The following is a 19,216-nucleotide window of genomic DNA, read 5'->3' on the forward strand; positions in this document are numbered from 1 at the left end:
ACCAGCGCTCCAGGCTCGAAAGCACTTTAGTTCCGGCCTTCGACGAGATCGCCGAACACCCGGCGCACTTCGGTCTGTGTCTCCTTGACCCGCGCCTCCAGCGACGAGAAGTCCGGGGCATCGCCAGCCCGCGCCATCACGCGCAACAGGTCTTCGCCCGCGGTTTCCGGCTTGAACTTCTCGCTGACACAGAGCCGCAGGATCTGCGTCAGGTCATGATAGAGCCGCGCCGCCGAACGCAGGATTTCCGCCGACGATTGCGGCAGCACGCCGAGCCGCGCGGCGTTGTCGAGTACCTGCAGGGTGGAGACGTCGAGTATGTCGGGCTTGTCGGCGGCGTGGGCCAGCTGCAGATATTGTGCGATGAAATCGATGTCGACGATGCCGCCGGCGGCATATTTCAGGTCCCAGACGTCGTCCTCGCCCTTCTCCAGCGCAATGGCGCGGCGCATGTCGGCGACGTCGCCGGCGACGCCGGCGCGGTCGCGCGGTCGGGTCAGCACGCCGCGAATGATCGCTTCGATACGCGCGCGAAATTCCGGCGATGCCGAAATCACCCGCGCGCGGGTCAGCGCCATATGCTCCCAGGTCCAGGCCTCGCGCTCCTGATAGTCGGCGAAGGAATCGATCCGCGAGGCCACCGGGCCCGCGCGCCCCGACGGCCGCAGCCGCATATCCACCTCGTACAGCACGCCGTAATTGGTCCGCGTCGTAAAGGCGCTGATCAGCCGCTGCGTGAAGCGGGCAAAATACTGGGCGCCGTGCAGCGACCGCTCGCCGTCGGAATCTGGATGGTCGTGGTCGAAATCATAGAGCAGGATCAGGTCGAGATCGGATGACGCGGTCATCTCGCGGCTGCCGAGCCTGCCCATCGCAAGGATCGCGGTCTCCTGCCCCCTGATCCGGCCGTGCTGGGCCGCGAAGCGGTCGGTCACGAGGCCATGCACGGTATGGACAATGCCCTCGGCGACGTCGGCGAAGGCGACGCTGGCCTGTTGGGCGGAAACCGTGCCGGACAGGATCCGGGTGCCGATCAGGAACAGGCTTTCCTGGCCGAACAGCCGCAATCGATCGAGAAATTCTTCATAGGAATCCGCGTCCGCCAGCGTCGCCGCGAGCCGCGCCGATAATTCCTGCCGGTCGGGAATAGCGCCGAAGAAGCGCGGATCGATCAGCCCATCCATGATCTGCGGTTGCCGCGCCAGCATGTCGCCGAGCCGGGGTGCCGCGCCGAGGATCAGCGCCACCAGCGCGACCAGGTCGCGGTTCTGGCTGAGCAGCGAAATCAGCCGTCCGCCGCGTTGCAGCGCCAGCAGGAAGCGGTCGAAGGCAGCCACCGCATTGTCGGGCTCTTCGGCGCGGGCCAGACCATCGATCAATCCCGGCACGAATTCGACGAAGGCGTTCCGCGTCGCTTCGACGCGCAGCGCGCGATAATCGCCGGTCATCCATTGTTGCACGGTTCCCGCCACTACCACCGGCTTCTTGAAGCCGAGCGAGACCAGATGTTCGACCAGGCGCGGATCGTCGGGACCGGCGCTGTAATCGGCCGCCGGCAATTTCGCGGTGCCGGTCGGATCGCCCTCGAACAGCTTGCCGTAATGCCCCTGCACGACGTTGAGATGGCCGAGCAGGTCCTTGGCGAACGCGGCGCGGCTGTCGTAGCCGAGGAAGCAGGCGAACCGCTCCACCGCCTCGACGTCGTCGGGCAAGGCATGGGTCTGCTCGTCCGCGACCATCTGCAGGCGGTGTTCCACCCGCCGCAGAAAATGATAGGCCGCGGTCAACTCGTCGCGCGCGGCGAAGGTGATCCAGTTGCTCGAGGCCAGCACCTGCAGCGCTTCCAGCGTCGGCCGCACCCGCAATTCCGGGTGCCGGCCGCCGGCGATCAACTGCTGGGTCTGGGCGAAGAACTCGATCTCGCGGATACCGCCCCGCCCAACCTTGACGTTGTGCCCCTCGACCGCGATCTCGCTCTGCCCGCGAAACGTCTGCATCTGCCGCTTCATGTCATGCACGTCGGCAAGGGCTGCGAAATCCAGGTGCTTGCGCCAGACGAAGGGCGCGATTTCCGCGACCAGCGCCTCGCCGGCCCTGGCGTCGCCGGCGCAGGGCCGCGCCTTGATCATGGCGGCGCGTTCCCAGGTCCGCCCTTCCCGCTCGTAATAATGCAGCGCCGCGGCCATCGAGATCGCCACCTGCGTCGAGGACGGATCCGGCCGCAGCCGCAGGTCGACCCGGAACACGTACCCATCGCCGTTGCGCTGCTGCAGCAGCCGCGCCAAAGCCTGGGTGACACGCACGAAGAACGTCTGCGGCTCGATATCCGGCGCCAGCGTCGGCGCCTCGGAATCGAAGAACACGATCAGATCGATATCACTGGAATAGTTCAGCTCGCCCGCGCCCATCTTGCCCATCGCGAGCACGACCAGACCGCTGTCGTCCTCCGGGGAATCGGGATTGGGCGGCAGCAGCTTCCCCCGTGCGGCTTCCTGCCTCAGCAGGAAGCGCAGCGCCGCCTGCACCGAGGCAACCGCGAGATCGGTCAGCGCCGCGGTCACCTGCATCACCGGCCACAGCCCGCCGATGTCGCACAGCGCGATCAGGAGCGCGGCCTCCGACTTCATGCGGCGAAGCAGCCGCATGACATCGGCTTCGTTCGACGCCGCCGAAACGCCGCGGCGGGTCTTTTCGATCAATCCGGCCAGATGCGGCTCCGGTTCGCATTCAAGCAACCGGATGGCGCGCGCGCCGTCGGCGCGCAGCAGGTCGAACAGATAGGGAGAGGCTTCGGCGATGCCGAGAAGAATGGTCCTGGCGCGGGGAAACCGGCCGGTGAGATCGTCGATCGCAGCCGCCTGCTCCGGCGCCAGATCGGTCAGCCAGTCTGCCAGTCGCTGTTCGGCTATATCGGGAGCGGACACATGCGGTCCGTCCACAAACCGGGCGGCCAGACTCGGTTGGTCCGCGTCGCCCTTCGCGGATGAGGTCATGCCACCTTCTGTGGCACATCCGGCGTTTGAGCCGCAAGCCTGTCACTGACGCCGGCCTTGGCCGGGATCGCCAGGGTCGCCGACAGTCCGGGATGCGCGTCGCCGAGCCGAAGCTCGCCGCCATGCAGCGTCGCCACCGCCGACGCCAGGCTGAGGCCAAGACCGGAGCCGGGCTGGGTGCGGCTGGCCTCGAGCCGGACAAAGCGTTCCACCGCGTGGCTGCGGTCGGATTCCGGTATCCCCGGCCCATGGTCGGTGACGCTGAGCAGCACCGAATCGCCGTCTCGCCGCGCCTCGATCACGATCTCATTGCCGGCGGCGGCTGCGCCCGCGCCGGCGCTCAGTGGCAGAATCGAGGAATGCGGCTTGCCGTATTTGATCGCATTCTCGACCAAATTGGCCAGCGCCTGGCTGATCAATTCGCGGTTGCCATGAACCGGCGCGGGCGAGGTCTTGACGCGCAGGGTCATGCCGTCGTCTTCCGCCAGCGGTTCATAGAGTTCCTGAATGCCCCTGGCGACGTCGGCGGCGTCGAAATCATCCATGTTGCCGCGCGCCTGCCCGGATTCGGCGCGCGCGATCATCAACAGCGCATTGAAGGTCCGGATCAGGCCGTCGGATTCCTCGATGGTTCGCTCCAGCGCGCTGCGGTAGTCGGCCTCGCTGCCGGACTTCGCCAGCGCCTCCTCGGCGCGATTGCGCAGCCGCGTCAGCGGCGTCTTCAGGTCGTGGGCGATGTTGTCGGAAACTTCCTTCAGCCCCATCATCAGGGCCTCGATCCGCTCCAGCATGGCGTTGAGGTTCTCCGCCAGCCGGTCGAGTTCGTCGCCGCTCCGCCCGACCGGCAGCCGTCCGCTCAGATCGCCCGCCATGATGCGCCGGGTGGTGCCGGTCATGGCGTCGATACGCCGCAGCACCCGCCGCGCGACAAAGATGCCGCCGCCGATGCCGAGCACGACGACGACGAGCAGCGACCATTGCGCGGCCTTGGCGACGATGCCGAACAGCCGCCGCCGCTCCTCCAGATCGCGCCCGATCAGGAGCCTGAACCCGCTGGAGAGTTCGGTGACGCGCACCAGCGCGCGATGGTCACGGGTATTCTGCTCGTCGAGCCGCCGGTAGGCGGTCTCCGACCAGCCCAGGCTCGCCATCACGCCCGGGGCCAGCGAGCCGACATTGCCGGCGACCGCCAGTCCCGCCGGCGTGGTCACGAGGTAGAGATTGGCGCCGGGCCGCAGCGCCCGGTTCTCGATCGTGAACACCAGCCCGCGCAGCCCGCGCCGCGCATAGATCTCGCTGATCTCGCCGATTTCCGCATTCACGGTGGTGGTGATCTGCTCGGTGATCAGCCGGCGTGTATTCCAGGCGAAATAGCCCAAGAGCGAAGCGGCGAACAGCGCAAACAGCAACAGATAGACCAGCGTCAACCGGAACGCCGTGGTGCGGATCAGCTTACCGAATGCCGTCACGGATCATGTATCCCGCGCCGCGGATCGTATGAAGCAGCGGCCGGTCAAAACCCTTGTCGATCTTGGAGCGCAACCGCGAAATATGCACGTCGATGACATTGGTCTGCGGATCGAAATGATAGTCCCAGACATTTTCCAGGAGCATGGTCCGCGTCACCACCTGCCCGGCATGCTTCATCAGATATTCCAGCAGCCGGAACTCGCGCGGCTGCAGCGTCAGTTCGTCCTTGCCACGGGTGACCCGGTGCGAAAGCCGGTCGAGTTCGAGATCGCCGACCTTGTAGGTGGTCTCCTCGGCGGGACCGCCATGGCGGCGCGACAGCACCTCGACCCGCGCCAGCAGCTCGGCGAATGCATAGGGTTTCGGCAGATAATCGTCACCGCCGGCGCGCAGACCCTTGATGCGGTCGTCGACCTGCCCGAGCGCCGAGAGGATCAGCACCGGCGTGCGATCGCCCTTTTCGCGCAGGCTCCCGATCAGCGACAGGCCGTCGCGCTTCGGCAGCATGCGGTCGACCACCAGCACGTCGTAGTCGCCTGATTCGGCAAGCGTCAGCCCTTCCTCGCCATCGCCGGCGAGATCGGCGACGTGGCCGACTTCGCGAAACGCCTTGACCAGATAGTCGGCGGATTCGCGGTCGTCTTCGATGATCAAAAGGCGCATGTGGCGATCGGGAGCGGTCAGGGAAGTTGAGCTTTCTGTCACCATGGCGCGGCCAGCATCCTCATGCAAGGCAACCCGTTGCCTCGCGATTCCGTGAAAAAAGCGGGCGGTGAAGCTGGGGGACTTCACCGCCCTTAGGCCCTTCCGACGGAGGGGGGCGTATTCCACCGGAAGGTGCTCGAAGGGAGCGGGCTTTGCGGCCCGCCCCCCGGAAAGAGCCGTCGGCGGGGGCGACTATGCCGGCGACACCCTCCATCTCTCGATCATGATCCGAAAGATCGGATCATGATCTCATCTCCTTGTATGGGCATGATCTTTTCGGAAAACCGGTTTCCACTTTTCCGGATCATGCTCGCAAAACGTCGATGCTCAGCCTTTCGCCAGAGGCACCGCGACGAAGCGCGATGAACCGCCGGTCTTGATGCGCATCAGGACGCTGTTCTTGTTGTCGCTGCGCGCGGCGTTGATCGCTTCGCGCACGTCTGTGGCATTGGTGACGGTCTTGCCGGCGACTTCGAGAATCACGTCGCCTTCCTTGAAGCCGCGCTCCGCCGCCGGGCTCTTCGGGGCGACCTCGGTCACCACGACGCCATCCTTGCCGGCGCCGGCCACGCTGTTGGCGGGCGCGAGCGTCAGGCCAAGCTTCGGCACGTCGGTACCGCGGGTGGCGCCATCCTTGCCGCCCTTGTCGGTATCAGCCTTGGCTTCGATCGTATTCGGCAACTGGCCGAGCGTCAGGTTGATGACCTTTTCCTGGCCCTTGTGCAGCACGTTGAGCTTCACCGCATTGCCGGGCGCCAGACCGCCGATGGTGCGGGCGAGTTCGCGCGCATCCTTGACCGGTTCGCCATTGACCGCCGTGATCACGTCGCCGGATTCGATGCCGGCCTTGGCCGCCGGACCATTGGCCTGCGGTTCCGCGACCAGCGCGCCTTCGGCCTTCTTGAGGCCGAGGCTGTCGGCGATGTCAGCCGTCACCGGCTGAATCTGGACGCCGATCCAGCCACGGCTCACCGAGCCCTTGTCCTTGAGCTGGTTGATCACGCTCTTCACGGTGGAAGCCGGGATCGAGAACGCGATGCCGACGCTGCCGCCGGACGGCGAATAGATCGCGGTGTTGACGCCCATCACTTCGCCTTCGGTGTTGAAGGCCGGGCCGCCGGAGTTGCCCTTGTTCACGGGCGCGTCGATCTGGATGAAATCGTCATACGGGCCGTTGCCGATGTCGCGGCCGCTGGCCGAAACGATGCCGGCCGTCACCGTGCCGCCGAGGCCGAACGGATTGCCGACCGCGAGCACCCAGTCGCCGATCCGCGGCTTGCCGTCGGAAAGCTTGGCGAACGGGAAGTCGGTGCGGCCCGCGACCTTGATCAGCGCGACGTCGGTGCGGGGATCGGTTCCGATCACCTTCGCGGTGTAGGTCTTGCCGTCGTCGGTCGTGACCTCGACCTTGTCGGCGCCGTCGACCACGTGATTGTTGGTCACGGCATAGCCGTCGGCCGAGATGAAGAAGCCCGAACCCTGACCCGTCACCGGGCCACGGCCGCCGCGGGGTCCGCTGCGCAGGCCCGGAGGCAGGCCATCGGGGCCGCCGAAGCGCTTGAAGAAGCGCTCCATCGGCGAGCCCGGCTGGAACGGTGAGTCGTCATCCTTGCCAGCGCCGTCGTCCTTGGCGACCTTCTCGTTGATATTGATCTTTACCGAAATGACCGACGGCTTGACGCGCTCGACGATGTCGGCAAAGCCGACGGGCTTCTGCACCCTGCTGAGGTCGCTGTTGACCTGGGCATGCGCGGTGCTGGTGAAGACATCGACCGGACCATGCGACGGGCCGAAGCCGTAAACGGCAATGCCGAGGCCGGCCACGACGGAAGCCATCAGCGCAAATTTGCGGGCGGAAAACAGCTGATGGCGGGGCTCCCGGAAGGACGGGAGCGACGAGAAATCGGTGGGACGTTCGGTCATGTAGGAAATCTCCAGAGCCTGTTTCGGCGGTGCCGGGGGCAAGCACCTTACAGGGTTCAAGATGGGAGTTTCCGCCTTACCGCGCGCTGGCGGGGGAATTAAACTTTTGTAATGATGCGGGATGCCGATGCGGCGGATTATCGCATGCGGAAAAGGGCTTACCGCAGGGCGAAACCGGCCATCGCCGGGCGTTTCCCGGCCGCCGGTTCCGCCGGTGGCGGACCGCTCCTCCCGGGGTCAGGTCGCCCTGACGCTCAGGATGAAGCCGTCGATTTCCCGTTTCAGGGTTTCGGCCTGCTGCGATAGATCGACAGCCGAGTCGCGCGCATCGCTCGCCAGACGCCCCGTTTCAGACGACGTCGAGGTGATCTGGGCGATATGATTGGAGACGTCCAGCGTGCCCCGGGCCGCGTCCTGGACACTCTTCGAAATTTCGAGCGTCGCGTTTCGCTGTTGCGCCGTGTCGACTTCAATGCCGGACATGATCGCGCTGATTTCCGCGATGATGTTGGAGATGTCCGCCATCGCCTCGCGCGTCTCACCCGTGATGCCCTGAATGCTCGCGACATGGGTGGAGATTTCACCGGTTGCCTGGCTGGTCTGGTGGGCGAGATTCTTCACCTCCGAGGCGACCACCGCGAAGCCTTTGCCAGCCTCGCCCGCCCGCGCCGCTTCGATCGTGGCGTTGAGCGCCAGCAGATTGGTCTGGGAGGCGATCGCCTGAACCAGCTGCACGACGGCACCGATCCTTTCAGCGGCTTCCGACAGCGCGTGGATGGTGTCGCCGCTCTTGCGCGCCTGGGCGGCCGCCCCCTCGGCGCGCTGCGTGGCGTCGGTCACCCGCCGGCTGATGGTGCCGATCGACGTCGTCATTTCTTCAGCCGAGCTGGCGACCGTCTGTACGCTGGTGCTGGCCTGGCTCGCGGCGCTTGCAACCGCACTGGCCTTGGTGCTGGTTTCGTTGGCGGCCTGCGACAGGGTTTCCGCATTGCTTTTCAGCCGCACCGCCGACGAAGCCACGCTGCCGACGACATTGGCGACGAGGTCGTTGAAGTCCCGGATCTTCCCGTCGAGATATCGCGAACGTTCGCCCTGACGCTGCGCTTCCTGCAATTCGTGCTCGGTCAGCCGCTGCCGCTCGATGCCGGTGGTCTTGAAGACTTCCAGGGTGCCGGCAAGCAGGCCGATCTCGTTGGTACGGTCAAGGCCGGGGATCGGGGTTTCGAATTTCTGGTCGGCGACCTGGCGCATCGCGTGCACGATGGCAGCCAGCGGTCCGATGATGCCGTTTCGAACCGCAAAATAGGTCGTCAGGCAGACGGCGGAAGCGACGACCGCAATAGCCACGCAAGCCATCAGGAAATATGAAAACGCTGCCTGGGCCTGCTGATAGATCTGCAACGCATGCTCGCGAGCCGGACCGCTCAGCGCGCCGAATTCGGCGGAGAGACTGGTGATCTGATTGTTCAGGTAGAGGACGGCGACAAACCCCGTGCCGCCGCCTATGGCCAGCAACAGCAGGAGAGCCGCCACGACGGCTCCGATCAGGAAGCGGATGGTCAAATTGCTGTTGGCAAACATCGGTGCGCTCGGCCGGGGGGACTGAAGGGGATGCGCGATGAAATTTTCAGAGAAAGGTCAAGATTGCATGAAGGCTCGATCTTGCGGCCGGCATTAAGCCGTCAGCCAACGCGGCCAGACTGCAAATCGGTCGCATTACCAGCGACAGGCCCGTAGCAATACGGAGCTAAGCCGACTTCTCCGGAGGCGTTTCGCGCGAGATCAGCGCCGACAGCCGCGCCTCTTCGTCCGCCGTCAACTTGAGCAGCGGGTCGTCTTCCGCCGGCGCGGATTTCGCGCGCCGCCGGCTGTTGGCCCACAACGCGAACCCGCCTGCAGCGAGCGCCAAGGGCGGCAACAGCCACAGCAACAGGGTGTGGGGTTTGAGCCGGGGTTTCAGCAGCACGAACTCGCCGTAGCGCGCCACCAGGAAATCGATCACCTGGCTGTCGCTGTCGCCGGAGGCGATCCGCTCCCGCACCAGAAGGCGCAAGTCGCGCGCCAGCGGCGCATCGGAATCGTCGATCGACTGGTTCTGGCACACCATGCAGCGCAGTTCGCGCGACAAATCCCGTGCCCGCAATTCCTTGGCCGGATCGGACATGATCTCGTCGGGCTGCACGGCGCGCACGTTCGATGCGGCAAACGCCGTGAACACGATGATCGAAACAGCAATCAGCTTTCGCATATTCTTCCCTCATCCCGAGGAGCATCCGAAAGGATGCGTCCCGATGGATGGCCAGATCCTCATCCATCGAGACGCCGCGGAGTTTATCATCGGGCGCGCATTCGCGCGACCCGTTGGCGGCTCCTCTGGACGAGGGAAACAGTTACTCCGCCGCCTGCAATCCGCGCAGCGCCTTCGCCGGCTTCGGCGCGCCGACCCGCAAGCGCCGGTCCGACAGCGACAGCAGGCCCCCGAATGCCATCAGCACCGGACCCCACCAGATCATGAGGACCAGCGGCTTGTGATAGATCCGCACCGCGATCGCGCCGTCGGCGTTGGTCTCGCCAAGCGAGATATAGAGCTGGCTGGCGCCGCGCGTCAGCAGCGCGGCCTCGGTGGTCGACGATCCCCTTGTGGTGAAATTGCGCTTCGACGGGGTCATGACGCTCAATCGCTCGCCATCGAGACGGATCGTGAACTGCGCCTGCATTTCGCGGAAGTTCGGCCCCTGCCGCTGTGTCACGCCGTCGAGCTTCAATTCGTAGCCGGCAATTTTCGCGACGTCGTCGGGCTTCATGGTTCCGATATATTCGCTGTTCCACGTGGTTTCGCAGACGATCCCGATCAAGGCGACGCCGACGCCGGCATGGGCGAACGCCGTACCCCAGGTGGCGCGCGGCAATCCGCGCGCGCGCCGCATCGCGATGCCAAGCGGCACGCGGAACAGGCCGGTTCGCTCGGCAAGCTCGCTCAGCGCGCCCGCGATGACGAAGACCGCAAGCCCGATGGCGAGCGGCGCGAAGGCGCTGCCGCCACGGGTCCACGCCCACAGCACCGCGATCGCGATCAGCGCCGCGATCCCCGCGGCGGTCAGGCGCTGCGCCGCGCCGAGGAGATCGCCACGCTTCCACGCCAGCAGCGGTCCAAACGGCACCGCGACCATCAGCGGCAGGAACAGCGGCCCGAAGGTCAGATTGAAGAACGGCGCGCCGACCGAAATCTTGTCGCCGGTCAGGACTTCCAGCGCCAGCGGATACAGCGTTCCAATGAACACGGTAGCGCAGGCGCTGGTCAGGAACAGGTTGTTGAGCACCAGCGCGCCCTCGCGCGAGATCGGCGCGAACAAGCCGCCCTGCTTCAGCGCCGACGCCCTCCAGGCGTAGAGCGAAAGACTGCCGCCGATGAACAGGCAGAGGATCAGCAGGATGAATACGCCGCGCGCCGGGTCGGTCGCGAACGCATGCACCGACGTCAGCACGCCCGAGCGCACCAGGAAGGTGCCGAGCAGCGACAGCGAGAAGGTCAAAATCGACAGCAGGATGGTCCAGACCTTGAGCGCGTTGCGCTTTTCCATCACGACCGCGGAATGTAATAGCGCGGTGCCCGCAAGCCACGGCATCAGCGAGGCGTTCTCGACCGGATCCCAGAACCACCAGCCGCCCCAGCCGAGTTCGTAATAGGCCCAGTACGAGCCCATCGCGATGCCGAGGGTGAGGAATATCCACGCCACCAGCGTCCACGGCCGCACCCAGCGCGCCCATGCCGCGTCGATCCGGCCTTCGATCAGGGCGGCGACGGCGAACGAGAACGAAATCGAGAAGCCGACATAGCCGAGGTAGAGCATCGGCGGATGCACCGCGAGGCCGATGTCCTGCAGCACCGGATTGAGGTCGCGGCCCTCGATCGGCGGGCTGGCGATGCGCAGGAACGGGTTCGAGGTGATCAGGATGAACAGATAGAACGCGCTCGCGACCCACCCCTGCACCCCCAGCACGTTGGCGCGCAGCGACAGCGGCAGATTGTTGCCGAACGCGGCGACCAGACCGCCGAACAGCGCCAGGATCGACACCCACAACAGCATCGAGCCTTCATGATTGCCCCACACGCCGGTGATCTTGTAGAGCAGCGGTTTCGACGAATGCGAATTCTCGTACACGTTGGCGACGGAAAAATCGGAAACGATGTACAACGCGACCAGCGCCGCGAACGACGCCGCCACGAATGCCAGTTGCGCCAGCGCGGTGGCACGCGCGACATTCATCAGCGCGGGATCGCGCCACCGCGCGCCGAGCATCGGCACGGTGGACTGGATCAGCGCCAGCGCCAGCGCCAGCACCAGCGCATAATGTCCGGCTTCCGCGATCACTGCGAAACTCCCTGTTTCGCCGGCGACGCACCAACCGCTGGCTTGGCGCCGTAATCGTCTTTCCAGTGCCCCTGCTTCTTCAGCGCGTCGGCGACTTCCTTGGGCATGTAGGTCTCGTCGTGCTTGGCGAGCACGGTGTCGGCCTTGAACACCCCGGCAGCGTCGAGGGCGCCCTCGGCGACCACACCCTGCCCTTCGCGGAACAGGTCGGGCAAAATCCCCTTGTAGGAAACCGGCAGTGCGGCGCTGCCATCAGCCACCTGGAAGGTGACCGCAAGGTTGTCGCCACGGACCAGCGATCCCGGCTGCACCAGTCCGCCGAGCCGGAAGCGCTTGCCCGCGGCAATATGCCTCTCGGCCACCATCGAAGGCGTCGAGAAAAACACGATCGAATCGCGCATCGCGTTCAGCACCAGAGCCGCCGCGACCGCGAGCACCGCGAGCGAGCCGCCGATCATCGTCAAACGCCGTTGCTTGCGCGTCATGCGTGGCCTCTAATTTCGCGCATGATGCGATCCGAAAACCGCTGCACACTTTTCGGCATCATGCTCATCCGTCGAGCCCGAGATCTTTCAGGCCCTCATTCAGTCGTCGCAGCCGATCGGCGTCGTTGGCGACGGCCTGACGGGCGTCGGTGAGCGCGCTCTTTGCCTTGTCGCGATCGCCCATCACCATATAGGCCCGCACCAGCCGCAGCCATCCTTCGACGTCGTCGCCGTTTTGCTTCAATCGCGTGGCGAGGCGATCGACCATGCCACGGATCATGGCGTCGCGGTCGGTCTCATCCATGCCTTTCGCCGCAGCCATCGCATCATTCGACAGCGCCGGCGCCGGGGAACCGCCGACCCGCGCCAGTGCGGCCTGGACCAGCGGACGCCATGGCGCATCCGAGGGCGCCTTGGCGAGCATGGCGCGCCAGATCGTCGAGGCCTCGCCGGCGCGGCCGTCCTGCTCGGCGGCCAGCCCGAGGAAGTAGCTCGCCTTGACCTCGTCGGCGTTCAACGCGAGGGCACGTTCGAATTCGGCCTTCGCCTCCGCAGTGACGACACCATTCGCCGCGGCGGCCAGGGCTTCGCCGAGATCGGCCCGGCGCTCGGGGCTGTCGCCGTTGTAGGTGATCGAATTGCGATAGGCGCGGACCGCTTCATGGTAGCGGCCGAGCCTCGACAGCACCGGCGCCAGCACGTTCCAGCCACGGCCATCGGTTGGATTCTTCTCCAGATGCGCCTCGACCTGTGCCACCAGGTTATCCAGCGGCTGCGCCACATCGGGCGCGCGGGTGCGCTGGGCGAGCGGAAAATCGCCGAGCCGAGGCGATCCAAGCGGGAGGTAAAGCGCCACCGCAACGATCGGGAGCCCGACCAGGGCCACGATGGCCGCAGAGCGGCGCAACAAGGTGTTCGATACCGCCGGCAGACCTTCCTGACCATCCACCGCCGCCAGCAGACGGCGGCTGATCTCGACGCGTGCAGCGTCGGCTTCGGTGACGCCAATCAGCCCGGCGGCGACGTCGCGATCGATCTCGGCGAGCTGATCCTTGTAGACGGCAGCCTCGCTGCCTTCAATTTGCGGCCGGCCAGCCCGGCTCAGCGGCCAGAGCACGGCGAAGATCGCCGCGGCCGTCATCAGCGCGAACACAAACCACAGCGTCATAAGGCGGGTTCCGGTGGAACGGCGCCAAACCCGAGGCGAGGCGCCGATGCGCCGCTTTACACCACGGGCGGCAAGCCGGGCAATTGACAATTATCAATATGCCGGCACGACCGGAAAGTCCTGAAAACCCCGCAAAAGTCGGGTGTTAGCCGACATAAAACTCGACGCTTTGCGCGACACCGGCGCCATGCCCGTTCAGCGCCTTCAGATAATAGGCCCCTGGCTTGACGGTGCCCGGCAGCCTGATCCGCAGCATCCCGTTGGGGACCGGTGACGCAACCGTCGCGACCGGATCGGGCAACTGCTGGTCGCTGGTCTTGTCGACCAGGACAACCTTGGCGCCGATCATCAGGTTTCGATATGTTGCGGAGATGATGCGATTTTCCAATTCGACGAAATAAAGGACTGGGTTCATTTCTGGAATTCAATGACTTGGTGATGGGGCCCGGCAAAAACGTGTATGTCCCGCATTGGATGCGGTCAACTAAAAATTGCAGTTGGAGAATTTCACTATCTTCTTAACTGGCGCGCTGCGGCTTGCGTTCGCCGGTCACGGCATTTTCGGCCGCCCTGCTCATCAACGATGCATAATCCTGGCCGAACAACACCTCGCAGAAGCGGATGGCCGCCTTGACCTGCATCTGCCGATAGGCGCGCGTCTTGCTATCGCTGCCGCGTAGCGACTGCACCAGCGACTCGGTGGACTTCTCGACATATTGCTGCAGGTCGGAATAGGTCCGCAGCGTGACCTCGTTGATCGCGAGTTCACTGGCATAGGTGCGGCACACCGCAACGAAATCGATCAATGCGGCGGTTTCATCCACTTCGTTGGCGTCGACCTTGGCGCCGGCAGGAATGTCCTTGTCGGGGCGTTGACGCAGCAGACGCCGGACCCGGCCGGGCACACTGTCGATTTCCGATTGCAGGGCGTTGGAAATATCGGCCCGGATCGACGTCAACTGCCTGCCCCAGGAGGAGTCGTTGCGCAGGTCGAGTTCGGTCCGCAAGCCGCGCACGCCGTCATGGAGGGTCTTCAGTTGCTCGGCAACGGTGTCGAAATGGCCGCGCTTGATGTCGGTCCGCAGGCTGGCCGCGAGGAACGACAGGTCGTGCAGCGCCAGGGTGACGGCAATACCGTAAGGCGTGGCGGCAACGCGGATTTCGTCGTCGGATGCGGCCATCTTGATGGCAAGGCGGATGATTTGCCACGGCGCGCTCAGCCGCTGCAACACCATCGACAGTGCGAACGGCAGCAACTGCGGCGTTTGCAGGGACGGAACGTTGAGGGCCGCGCCGATCGAGGCGATTTGCGAATCCGCGAATATCCGCAGGAAACTGGGTAGCCGGCCATTAAGGGTGTCCAGTGCCTCGCGGGCGTGCAGGACCGAGCCGATCGGCAGCAAATCCTCGATCACGTTGGGCGGACCGATGCGGGCCAGCCCGCGCTGCTGGTCGCCGCCGGGCACCGGCGTGGCGATCTTGACAATCGCATCCGCCGCGGCGTGCTGGAACTTGCGGATTGCCGGCTCGAGTTCGGACGAGGTCCCGGCTTCCCGCACCCGGGCCAGCGCCGCTTCGAATTCCCGCGCGGAATCAGGCACGCCGTCGCGGATCAGCCATTGCCACACCGGCAGCAGCGACGCGCGGCGGATCTGCCCCGGCCGCACCGGAGAATTGCCTTCGACCAGAAACGGCTCGAGCGGGCGGAACACCAGGCGGGCCGGATCGTCGGTGCGGGGCCGCGCCTCCTCGTCGGTTCCACGCACGATCTTGCGCAATTGTTCGAGCACGAAGGTCGCGACCGCGGTGTCTTCGCCCCGTTCGATGGCGCGCTCGAACTCCCGCATCAGCAGCGCCTGCGCCTGCGGCGGTAGCTGCGCAAGATAGTCCCTCAGCCGCTCTGTCGATGTCTGGCTCATGCGTCCGGTATGGATGCGTGTTACGTGCGGACGGCACAACGCGTCCGCCGGCCATCTTAGAAGCCCCGGCGTTAAGAAGGCGTTTAGGAATGGGCGCTCGGCAGCTCCCGCTCGAACCACGGGCTTCGGGCGCCCGGGCGAGGCTCATACCCCCGGCAGCACCAGTTCCGCCCGCAGCCCCCCGATCGGCGCGTTGCCGAGGGAAAGACTGCCGCCGTACAGGGCTGCGAGGTCGACCACGATCGACAGGCCCAGCCCGGAACCCGGCTTGGATTCGTCCAGCCGCTGGCCCCGGCGCGAGACCTGCGCCCGCTCGGCCGCCGACAGCCCCCGCCCGTCGTCATCGACGATGATCCGCAGCATCGGGCCGGCGCCGGGCTCCGCCGGCGGCTCCACCAGCACCTCGATGGAGACCTGCGAGACCGCCCATTTGCAGGCGTTGTCGACGAGATTTCCGGCCATCTCCTCGAGGTCCTGCCGCTCGCCGCGAAACTTCGCCTGGGCGTCGGCCTTGATCCCGATGGCGATGCCGCGATCCCTGTGGATCTTCTCCATGGTCCGGCGCAACGCCTCGATCGCGGGCGCAACTTCGGTGACGGTGCCGATCACGGTGAGGCGCGCGGCGATCCGGGCGCGCTCCAGGTGATGCGCAACCTGGTCGCGCATCACGTCGGCCTGTTCCAGCACTTTGGCCGCGAACGGATCGGCGCCGCGCGCGGAGGCTTCATTGACGATCACCGACAGCGGCGTCTTGATGGCGTGCGCGAGATTGCCGACATGGGTACGGGCGCGCTCGACGATCTCCCGGTTGGCATCGATCAGTGCGTTGGTTTCCCGCGCCAGCGGCGCGATCTCGACCGGGAATTCGCCTTCCAGCCGTTCGGCGCGGCCGGAACGGATATCGGCGATCGACTCCGAGATGCGTTTCAGCGGTGCCAGCCCGAAGCGGACCTGGAAGATGGTGGTCAGCACCAGCACGATCGTCAACGCCGCGAAGGTGCCGCCGAGGTAATAGTCGAAGCTGCGCGTTTCGTCGAAGATCTCGGTGGCGTCGCCGGCCACGCTGACCAGGTACTTGCCGTCGATGCCGAGATCGACCGGCCGTTCCACCATCCGCAAGCTCTGGCCCTCGGGGCCGTCGACATAGCCGAGGCGGATGCCGGCCGCGGTCAGATCGGCGCCGTGTTCTTCGAGCTTCGGCAGGTTCTTGTCCCACAGCGAGCGCGACCGGCGCACCTCGGGCTTTTCGGTATCGGCGCGGGCGATCTGCCAATACCAGCCGGACAGCGGCAGCTCGAACAGTGGCTCGCCGAGCGACTGGAACTGGTCGGGCGTGTTGTCCGGCGTCGCCACTTCCGCAATGATGGTGCGGAGATAAAGATTTAGACGGCGGTCGAAGGCCCGCTCGGTGGCGTTGCGGTACACCGACGACAGCACGATGCCGGTGATGGCCAGGATCACCACCACCCAGGCGGTCGCCGACAGGAACAGCCGCGTGGCGAGCGAACTGGCGCGCATCAGAACAGGATCCCGAAAAGCATGTCCCCGGGCCGCGACCCGATGGAGAGATGCCGGTTTTCGGACAGGATCATGTTCGAACACCGGGGTAAGCGAGGGACTTGATCGACACCCCTGATCAAGCGCCCGGCGATGGCGGCGTCAGCAGATAGCCGAGCCCCCGCACGGTCTGGATGATATCGACATCCAGCTTCTTGCGGATGCGGCCGACGAACACTTCGATGGTGTTGGAGTCGCGATCGAAATCCTGATCGTAAAGGTGCTCGACCAGTTCGGTGCGCGACACCACGCGCCCGGTGTGGTGCATCAGATAGGCCAGCAGACGATACTCATGCGAGGTCATCTTGATTGGGTTGCCCGACACGCTGACCCGGCCGGTTCTGGTGTCCAGCGAAACCGGTCCGCAGGTCAGCTCGGACTGGGCATGGCCGGCGGAGCGGCGCAGCAGCGCCCGGATCCGCGCCAGGATTTCCTCGAGATGAAACGGTTTTGCCACGTAGTCGTCGGCGCCGGCGTCGAAGCCCTGCACCTTGTCGCTCCAGCGGTCGCGCGCGGTGAGGATCAAGACCGGCATCGCGCGCCCGTTGCGGCGCCATGCCTCCAGCACCGAGATGCCGTCCATCTTGGGCAGGCCGATGTCGAGCACCACAGCATCATAGGGCTCGCTGTCGCCGAGAAAATGCCCTTCCTCGCCGTCGAAGGCGCGGTCGACCACATAGCCGGCGTCGGTCAGCGCCGTCGTCAGCTGACGGTTGAGATCCGGATCGTCTTCAACGACGAGCAAGCGCAAGCTGGTCTTCCCTCAAAGTTCCCCGGCAAAATCGCCGCCGGCAAGTTGAGACGCCGCGGCGTGAATGCCGGATGAACAGCCATCGACGCGCTTCATTACTTTTTGTTCACGACTGCTCGCACCGGCTCCCCGGCAGCGCGCGGACCTTGCAGTGGCCGGCCATGCGTCAAAATGACGTAACACGTCGAATCGAAAGCCCCAAGAGGGCCTCGGCCCTGCGGTCGCGCCGACCCGCGCCTGGCGGTCGGCGCTTGCGATTAACGCCGTTCCGCGATTCCCTGCCCGGCTTGCTTTGAAACCCGGCCCCCCGGTGGTATTCTGCGTGCTTGGTCTGTTGCGTTTTCGGAGTTTCCCATGGCCCCCCGCGCCAATTGGAAGGGCTTCCTGCGCCTTTCGCTCGTGACCTGCCCGGTCGCCCTTTATCCGGCGACGTCGGATACCGAAAAAGTCAGTTTCAACCAGATCAACCGCAAGACCGGCCACCGCATCAAATATGCCAAGGTCGATGCCGACACCGGCGAGGAAGTCGCCTCCGAAGACATCGTCAAGGGCTACAAGGTCGACACCGATACCTACATCGAGGTGACCAAGGACGAACTCGACGACATCGCGCTGGAATCGACGCATACCATCGAGATCGACGAGTTCGTGCCCAAGACCGATATCGACAACCGCTATTTGATCCGCCCCTATTATCTGGTGCCCGACGGCAAGGTCGGCCACGATGCCTTCGCGGTGATCCGCGAGACCATCCGCAGCATGAACAAGGTGGCGATCGGGCGGGTGGTCCTGACCAACCGCGAACACATCATCGCGCTGGAGCCGCTCGACAAGGGCCTGATGGGCACGCTGTTGCGCTATCCTTACGAAGTGCGCGGCGAGAAGGAATATTTCGACGGCATCCAGGACGTGAAAGTCACCAAGGACATGCTGGATCTCGCCAGACACATCGTCGAAAAGAAATCCGGGTCGTTCGAGCCCGAGCGGTTCGAGGACCACTACGAAGCCGCGCTGATCGATCTCATCAACAAGAAGCGCAGCGGCGTCAGCGTGACCGTGAAGGCCGCGCCGAAGACCAGCGGCAACGTCATCAACCTGATGGACGCGCTGAAGCGCAGCCTCGCCAGCGAAAAACAGACCGCCCCTCCTGCCGCCAAGGCGAAAGGCAAGAAGCCGCGCAAGGCGGCCGCCGGCCAGCGCGAGATGCTGTTGCCGATCAGCGGCAGCGGCAAGCGCGCAGCCGAGGAGGAATCAAAGCAGGAGCCGAAGAAGGCCGAGAAGCCGGTGCGCGCGCCGGTCCGGTCGAAGAAGGCCGGATAGATGCGGCGGCGTCCGCCGCCGGCCGTCCGAGCTCAATACGAGATGGCAACCTTGCAGCACCCCCTCGCCTGAGATGCCATGGTCGACGCCGTTCGATGAGCCGATCCGGCTGCGCGGCCGCGCCAGCCTCACCACGCTGCAGCATGCCGCCGATTACGTCATGACGCTGCCGGAAGAAGTTCAGCAACAGGAGCGCTGGCAAGTCGCGGTGGAGAACCTGATCAACGCCGCGGAGATCGGCGGCGGCTGGCTGATGTTCGCGCGGATCGGGATGATGCGGGCGCTGAACGGGGATGGACAAGGGCAGTGATGCGGCCGCAATCGCCGCCACAGCCTCCGGGCAGAAACTCTTGCATCGCGCTGGCCGGTCCGCCGCTATTTCAGCGACGAATTCACCGAGGTGAAGCTGCCGTTCAGCGTGGTGCCGACGCCGTTGACGGCGACGACGATCACGATGCTGATACCGGCCGCGATCAGGCAATATTCGATGGCGGTGGCACCGGACTCGTCACGCAAAAATTTTGAAAAAAGCTGCCGCATTCAAAACTCCTG

General features: G+C 65.3%; 16 protein-coding genes. 2 read left to right on the forward strand and 14 right to left on the reverse strand.

Annotated features, from left to right (window positions below; all coding sequences use genetic code 11):
• Window positions 1-26: 26 nt before the first annotated feature.
• From KMZ29_RS18190 to KMZ29_RS18250, 13 genes are all read right to left on the reverse strand, one after another.
• Window positions 27-2,993 (reverse strand): bifunctional [glutamine synthetase] adenylyltransferase/[glutamine synthetase]-adenylyl-L-tyrosine phosphorylase, encoded by a 2,967-nt coding sequence (locus KMZ29_RS18190; RefSeq protein WP_215620513.1) that lies wholly within the window; start codon window positions 2,991-2,993, stop codon window positions 27-29.
• Entirely contained in the window at window positions 2,990-4,462 is a 1,473-nt protein-coding gene (locus tag KMZ29_RS18195) for a sensor histidine kinase (RefSeq protein WP_215620514.1), read from the reverse strand. The genes KMZ29_RS18190 and KMZ29_RS18195 overlap by 4 nt, the downstream gene beginning before the upstream one ends.
• Window positions 4,446-5,126 carry a response regulator transcription factor gene (locus tag KMZ29_RS18200; protein WP_215620515.1) on the reverse strand — a complete coding sequence of 227 codons (681 nt, stop codon included), beginning with the start codon at window positions 5,124-5,126 and terminating at the stop codon, window positions 4,446-4,448. The genes KMZ29_RS18195 and KMZ29_RS18200 overlap by 17 nt, the downstream gene beginning before the upstream one ends.
• Before the next feature lie 369 nt (window positions 5,127-5,495).
• Window positions 5,496-7,091, reverse strand: coding sequence for a Do family serine endopeptidase (locus KMZ29_RS18205; protein WP_215620516.1), 1,596 nt, complete (start codon window positions 7,089-7,091; stop codon window positions 5,496-5,498).
• A gap of 237 nt (window positions 7,092-7,328) precedes the next feature.
• On the reverse strand, window positions 7,329-8,672 hold the full coding sequence (locus tag KMZ29_RS18210; protein ID WP_215620517.1) for a methyl-accepting chemotaxis protein: 1,344 nt from the start codon (window positions 8,670-8,672) through the stop codon (window positions 7,329-7,331).
• Window positions 8,673-8,838: 166 nt separating this feature from the next.
• Window positions 8,839-9,339 carry a cytochrome c-type biogenesis protein gene (locus KMZ29_RS18215; RefSeq protein WP_215620518.1) on the reverse strand — a complete coding sequence of 167 codons (501 nt, stop codon included), beginning with the start codon at window positions 9,337-9,339 and terminating at the stop codon, window positions 8,839-8,841.
• Between the two features lie 142 nt (window positions 9,340-9,481).
• Window positions 9,482-11,464: a heme lyase CcmF/NrfE family subunit gene (locus KMZ29_RS18220; protein WP_215620519.1), complete on the reverse strand. Its 1,983-nt coding sequence runs from the start codon at window positions 11,462-11,464 to the stop codon at window positions 9,482-9,484.
• Window positions 11,461-11,949 carry a cytochrome c maturation protein CcmE gene (gene ccmE, locus KMZ29_RS18225; RefSeq protein WP_215620520.1) on the reverse strand — a complete coding sequence of 163 codons (489 nt, stop codon included), beginning with the start codon at window positions 11,947-11,949 and terminating at the stop codon, window positions 11,461-11,463. Before ccmE ends, KMZ29_RS18220 begins: the two co-directional genes overlap by 4 nt.
• Window positions 11,950-12,013: 64 nt before the next feature.
• Complete coding sequence (gene ccmI, locus KMZ29_RS18230; RefSeq protein WP_215620521.1) at window positions 12,014-13,117, reverse strand: c-type cytochrome biogenesis protein CcmI; 1,104 nt, start codon at window positions 13,115-13,117, stop codon at window positions 12,014-12,016.
• A gap of 145 nt (window positions 13,118-13,262) precedes the next feature.
• Complete coding sequence (locus tag KMZ29_RS18235; RefSeq protein WP_215620522.1) at window positions 13,263-13,532, reverse strand: hypothetical protein; 270 nt, start codon at window positions 13,530-13,532, stop codon at window positions 13,263-13,265.
• A gap of 103 nt (window positions 13,533-13,635) precedes the next feature.
• Entirely contained in the window at window positions 13,636-15,036 is a 1,401-nt protein-coding gene (locus KMZ29_RS18240; protein ID WP_215620523.1) for a hypothetical protein, read from the reverse strand.
• Window positions 15,037-15,180: 144 nt separating this feature from the next.
• Window positions 15,181-16,554 (reverse strand): ATP-binding protein, encoded by a 1,374-nt coding sequence (locus tag KMZ29_RS18245; RefSeq protein ID WP_215620524.1) that lies wholly within the window; start codon window positions 16,552-16,554, stop codon window positions 15,181-15,183.
• Between the two features lie 118 nt (window positions 16,555-16,672).
• Complete coding sequence (locus KMZ29_RS18250) at window positions 16,673-17,344, reverse strand: response regulator transcription factor (protein WP_215602558.1); 672 nt, start codon at window positions 17,342-17,344, stop codon at window positions 16,673-16,675.
• A 354-nt stretch (window positions 17,345-17,698) separates the two neighbouring features.
• On the opposite strand from KMZ29_RS18250, the gene ku reads away from it, so the two are divergent.
• Together ku and KMZ29_RS18260 are read left to right on the forward strand one after the other, a co-directional pair.
• Window positions 17,699-18,664, forward strand: coding sequence for a non-homologous end joining protein Ku (gene ku / locus KMZ29_RS18255; protein ID WP_215620525.1), 966 nt, complete (start codon window positions 17,699-17,701; stop codon window positions 18,662-18,664).
• Window positions 18,665-18,737: 73 nt separating this feature from the next.
• Window positions 18,738-18,974, forward strand: a complete 237-nt coding sequence (locus KMZ29_RS18260; RefSeq protein ID WP_215620526.1) for a hypothetical protein — start codon at window positions 18,738-18,740, stop codon at window positions 18,972-18,974.
• 65 nt (window positions 18,975-19,039) lie between these two features.
• On the opposite strand, the gene KMZ29_RS18265 is transcribed toward KMZ29_RS18260, so the two are convergent.
• On the reverse strand, window positions 19,040-19,204 hold the full coding sequence (locus KMZ29_RS18265; RefSeq protein WP_215602560.1) for a Flp family type IVb pilin: 165 nt from the start codon (window positions 19,202-19,204) through the stop codon (window positions 19,040-19,042).
• Between the last annotated feature and the right edge of the window lie 12 nt (window positions 19,205-19,216).

This window comes from Bradyrhizobium sediminis, from assembly GCF_018736085.1.
GTDB lineage: Bacteria > Pseudomonadota > Alphaproteobacteria > Rhizobiales > Xanthobacteraceae > Bradyrhizobium > Bradyrhizobium sediminis.

Coding starts and splice junctions, on each gene's coding strand:
- KMZ29_RS18200 (WP_215620515.1), bottom strand. CDS start 5,126: ATGCGCCTTTTGATCATCGAAGACGACCGCGAATCCGCCGACTATCTG.
- ccmE (WP_215620520.1), bottom strand. CDS start 11,949: ATGACGCGCAAGCAACGGCGTTTGACGATGATCGGCGGCTCGCTCGCG.
- KMZ29_RS18265 (WP_215602560.1), bottom strand. CDS start 19,204: ATGCGGCAGCTTTTTTCAAAATTTTTGCGTGACGAGTCCGGTGCCACC.
- KMZ29_RS18260 (WP_215620526.1), top strand. CDS start 18,738: ATGCCATGGTCGACGCCGTTCGATGAGCCGATCCGGCTGCGCGGCCGC.
- ccmI (WP_215620521.1), bottom strand. CDS start 13,117: ATGACGCTGTGGTTTGTGTTCGCGCTGATGACGGCCGCGGCGATCTTC.
- KMZ29_RS18190 (WP_215620513.1), bottom strand. CDS start 2,993: ATGACCTCATCCGCGAAGGGCGACGCGGACCAACCGAGTCTGGCCGCC.
- KMZ29_RS18210 (WP_215620517.1), bottom strand. CDS start 8,672: ATGTTTGCCAACAGCAATTTGACCATCCGCTTCCTGATCGGAGCCGTC.
- KMZ29_RS18245 (WP_215620524.1), bottom strand. CDS start 16,554: ATGCGCGCCAGTTCGCTCGCCACGCGGCTGTTCCTGTCGGCGACCGCC.
- KMZ29_RS18240 (WP_215620523.1), bottom strand. CDS start 15,036: ATGAGCCAGACATCGACAGAGCGGCTGAGGGACTATCTTGCGCAGCTA.
- KMZ29_RS18235 (WP_215620522.1), bottom strand. CDS start 13,532: ATGAACCCAGTCCTTTATTTCGTCGAATTGGAAAATCGCATCATCTCC.
- ku (WP_215620525.1), top strand. CDS start 17,699: ATGGCCCCCCGCGCCAATTGGAAGGGCTTCCTGCGCCTTTCGCTCGTG.
- KMZ29_RS18205 (WP_215620516.1), bottom strand. CDS start 7,091: ATGACCGAACGTCCCACCGATTTCTCGTCGCTCCCGTCCTTCCGGGAG.
- KMZ29_RS18215 (WP_215620518.1), bottom strand. CDS start 9,339: ATGCGAAAGCTGATTGCTGTTTCGATCATCGTGTTCACGGCGTTTGCC.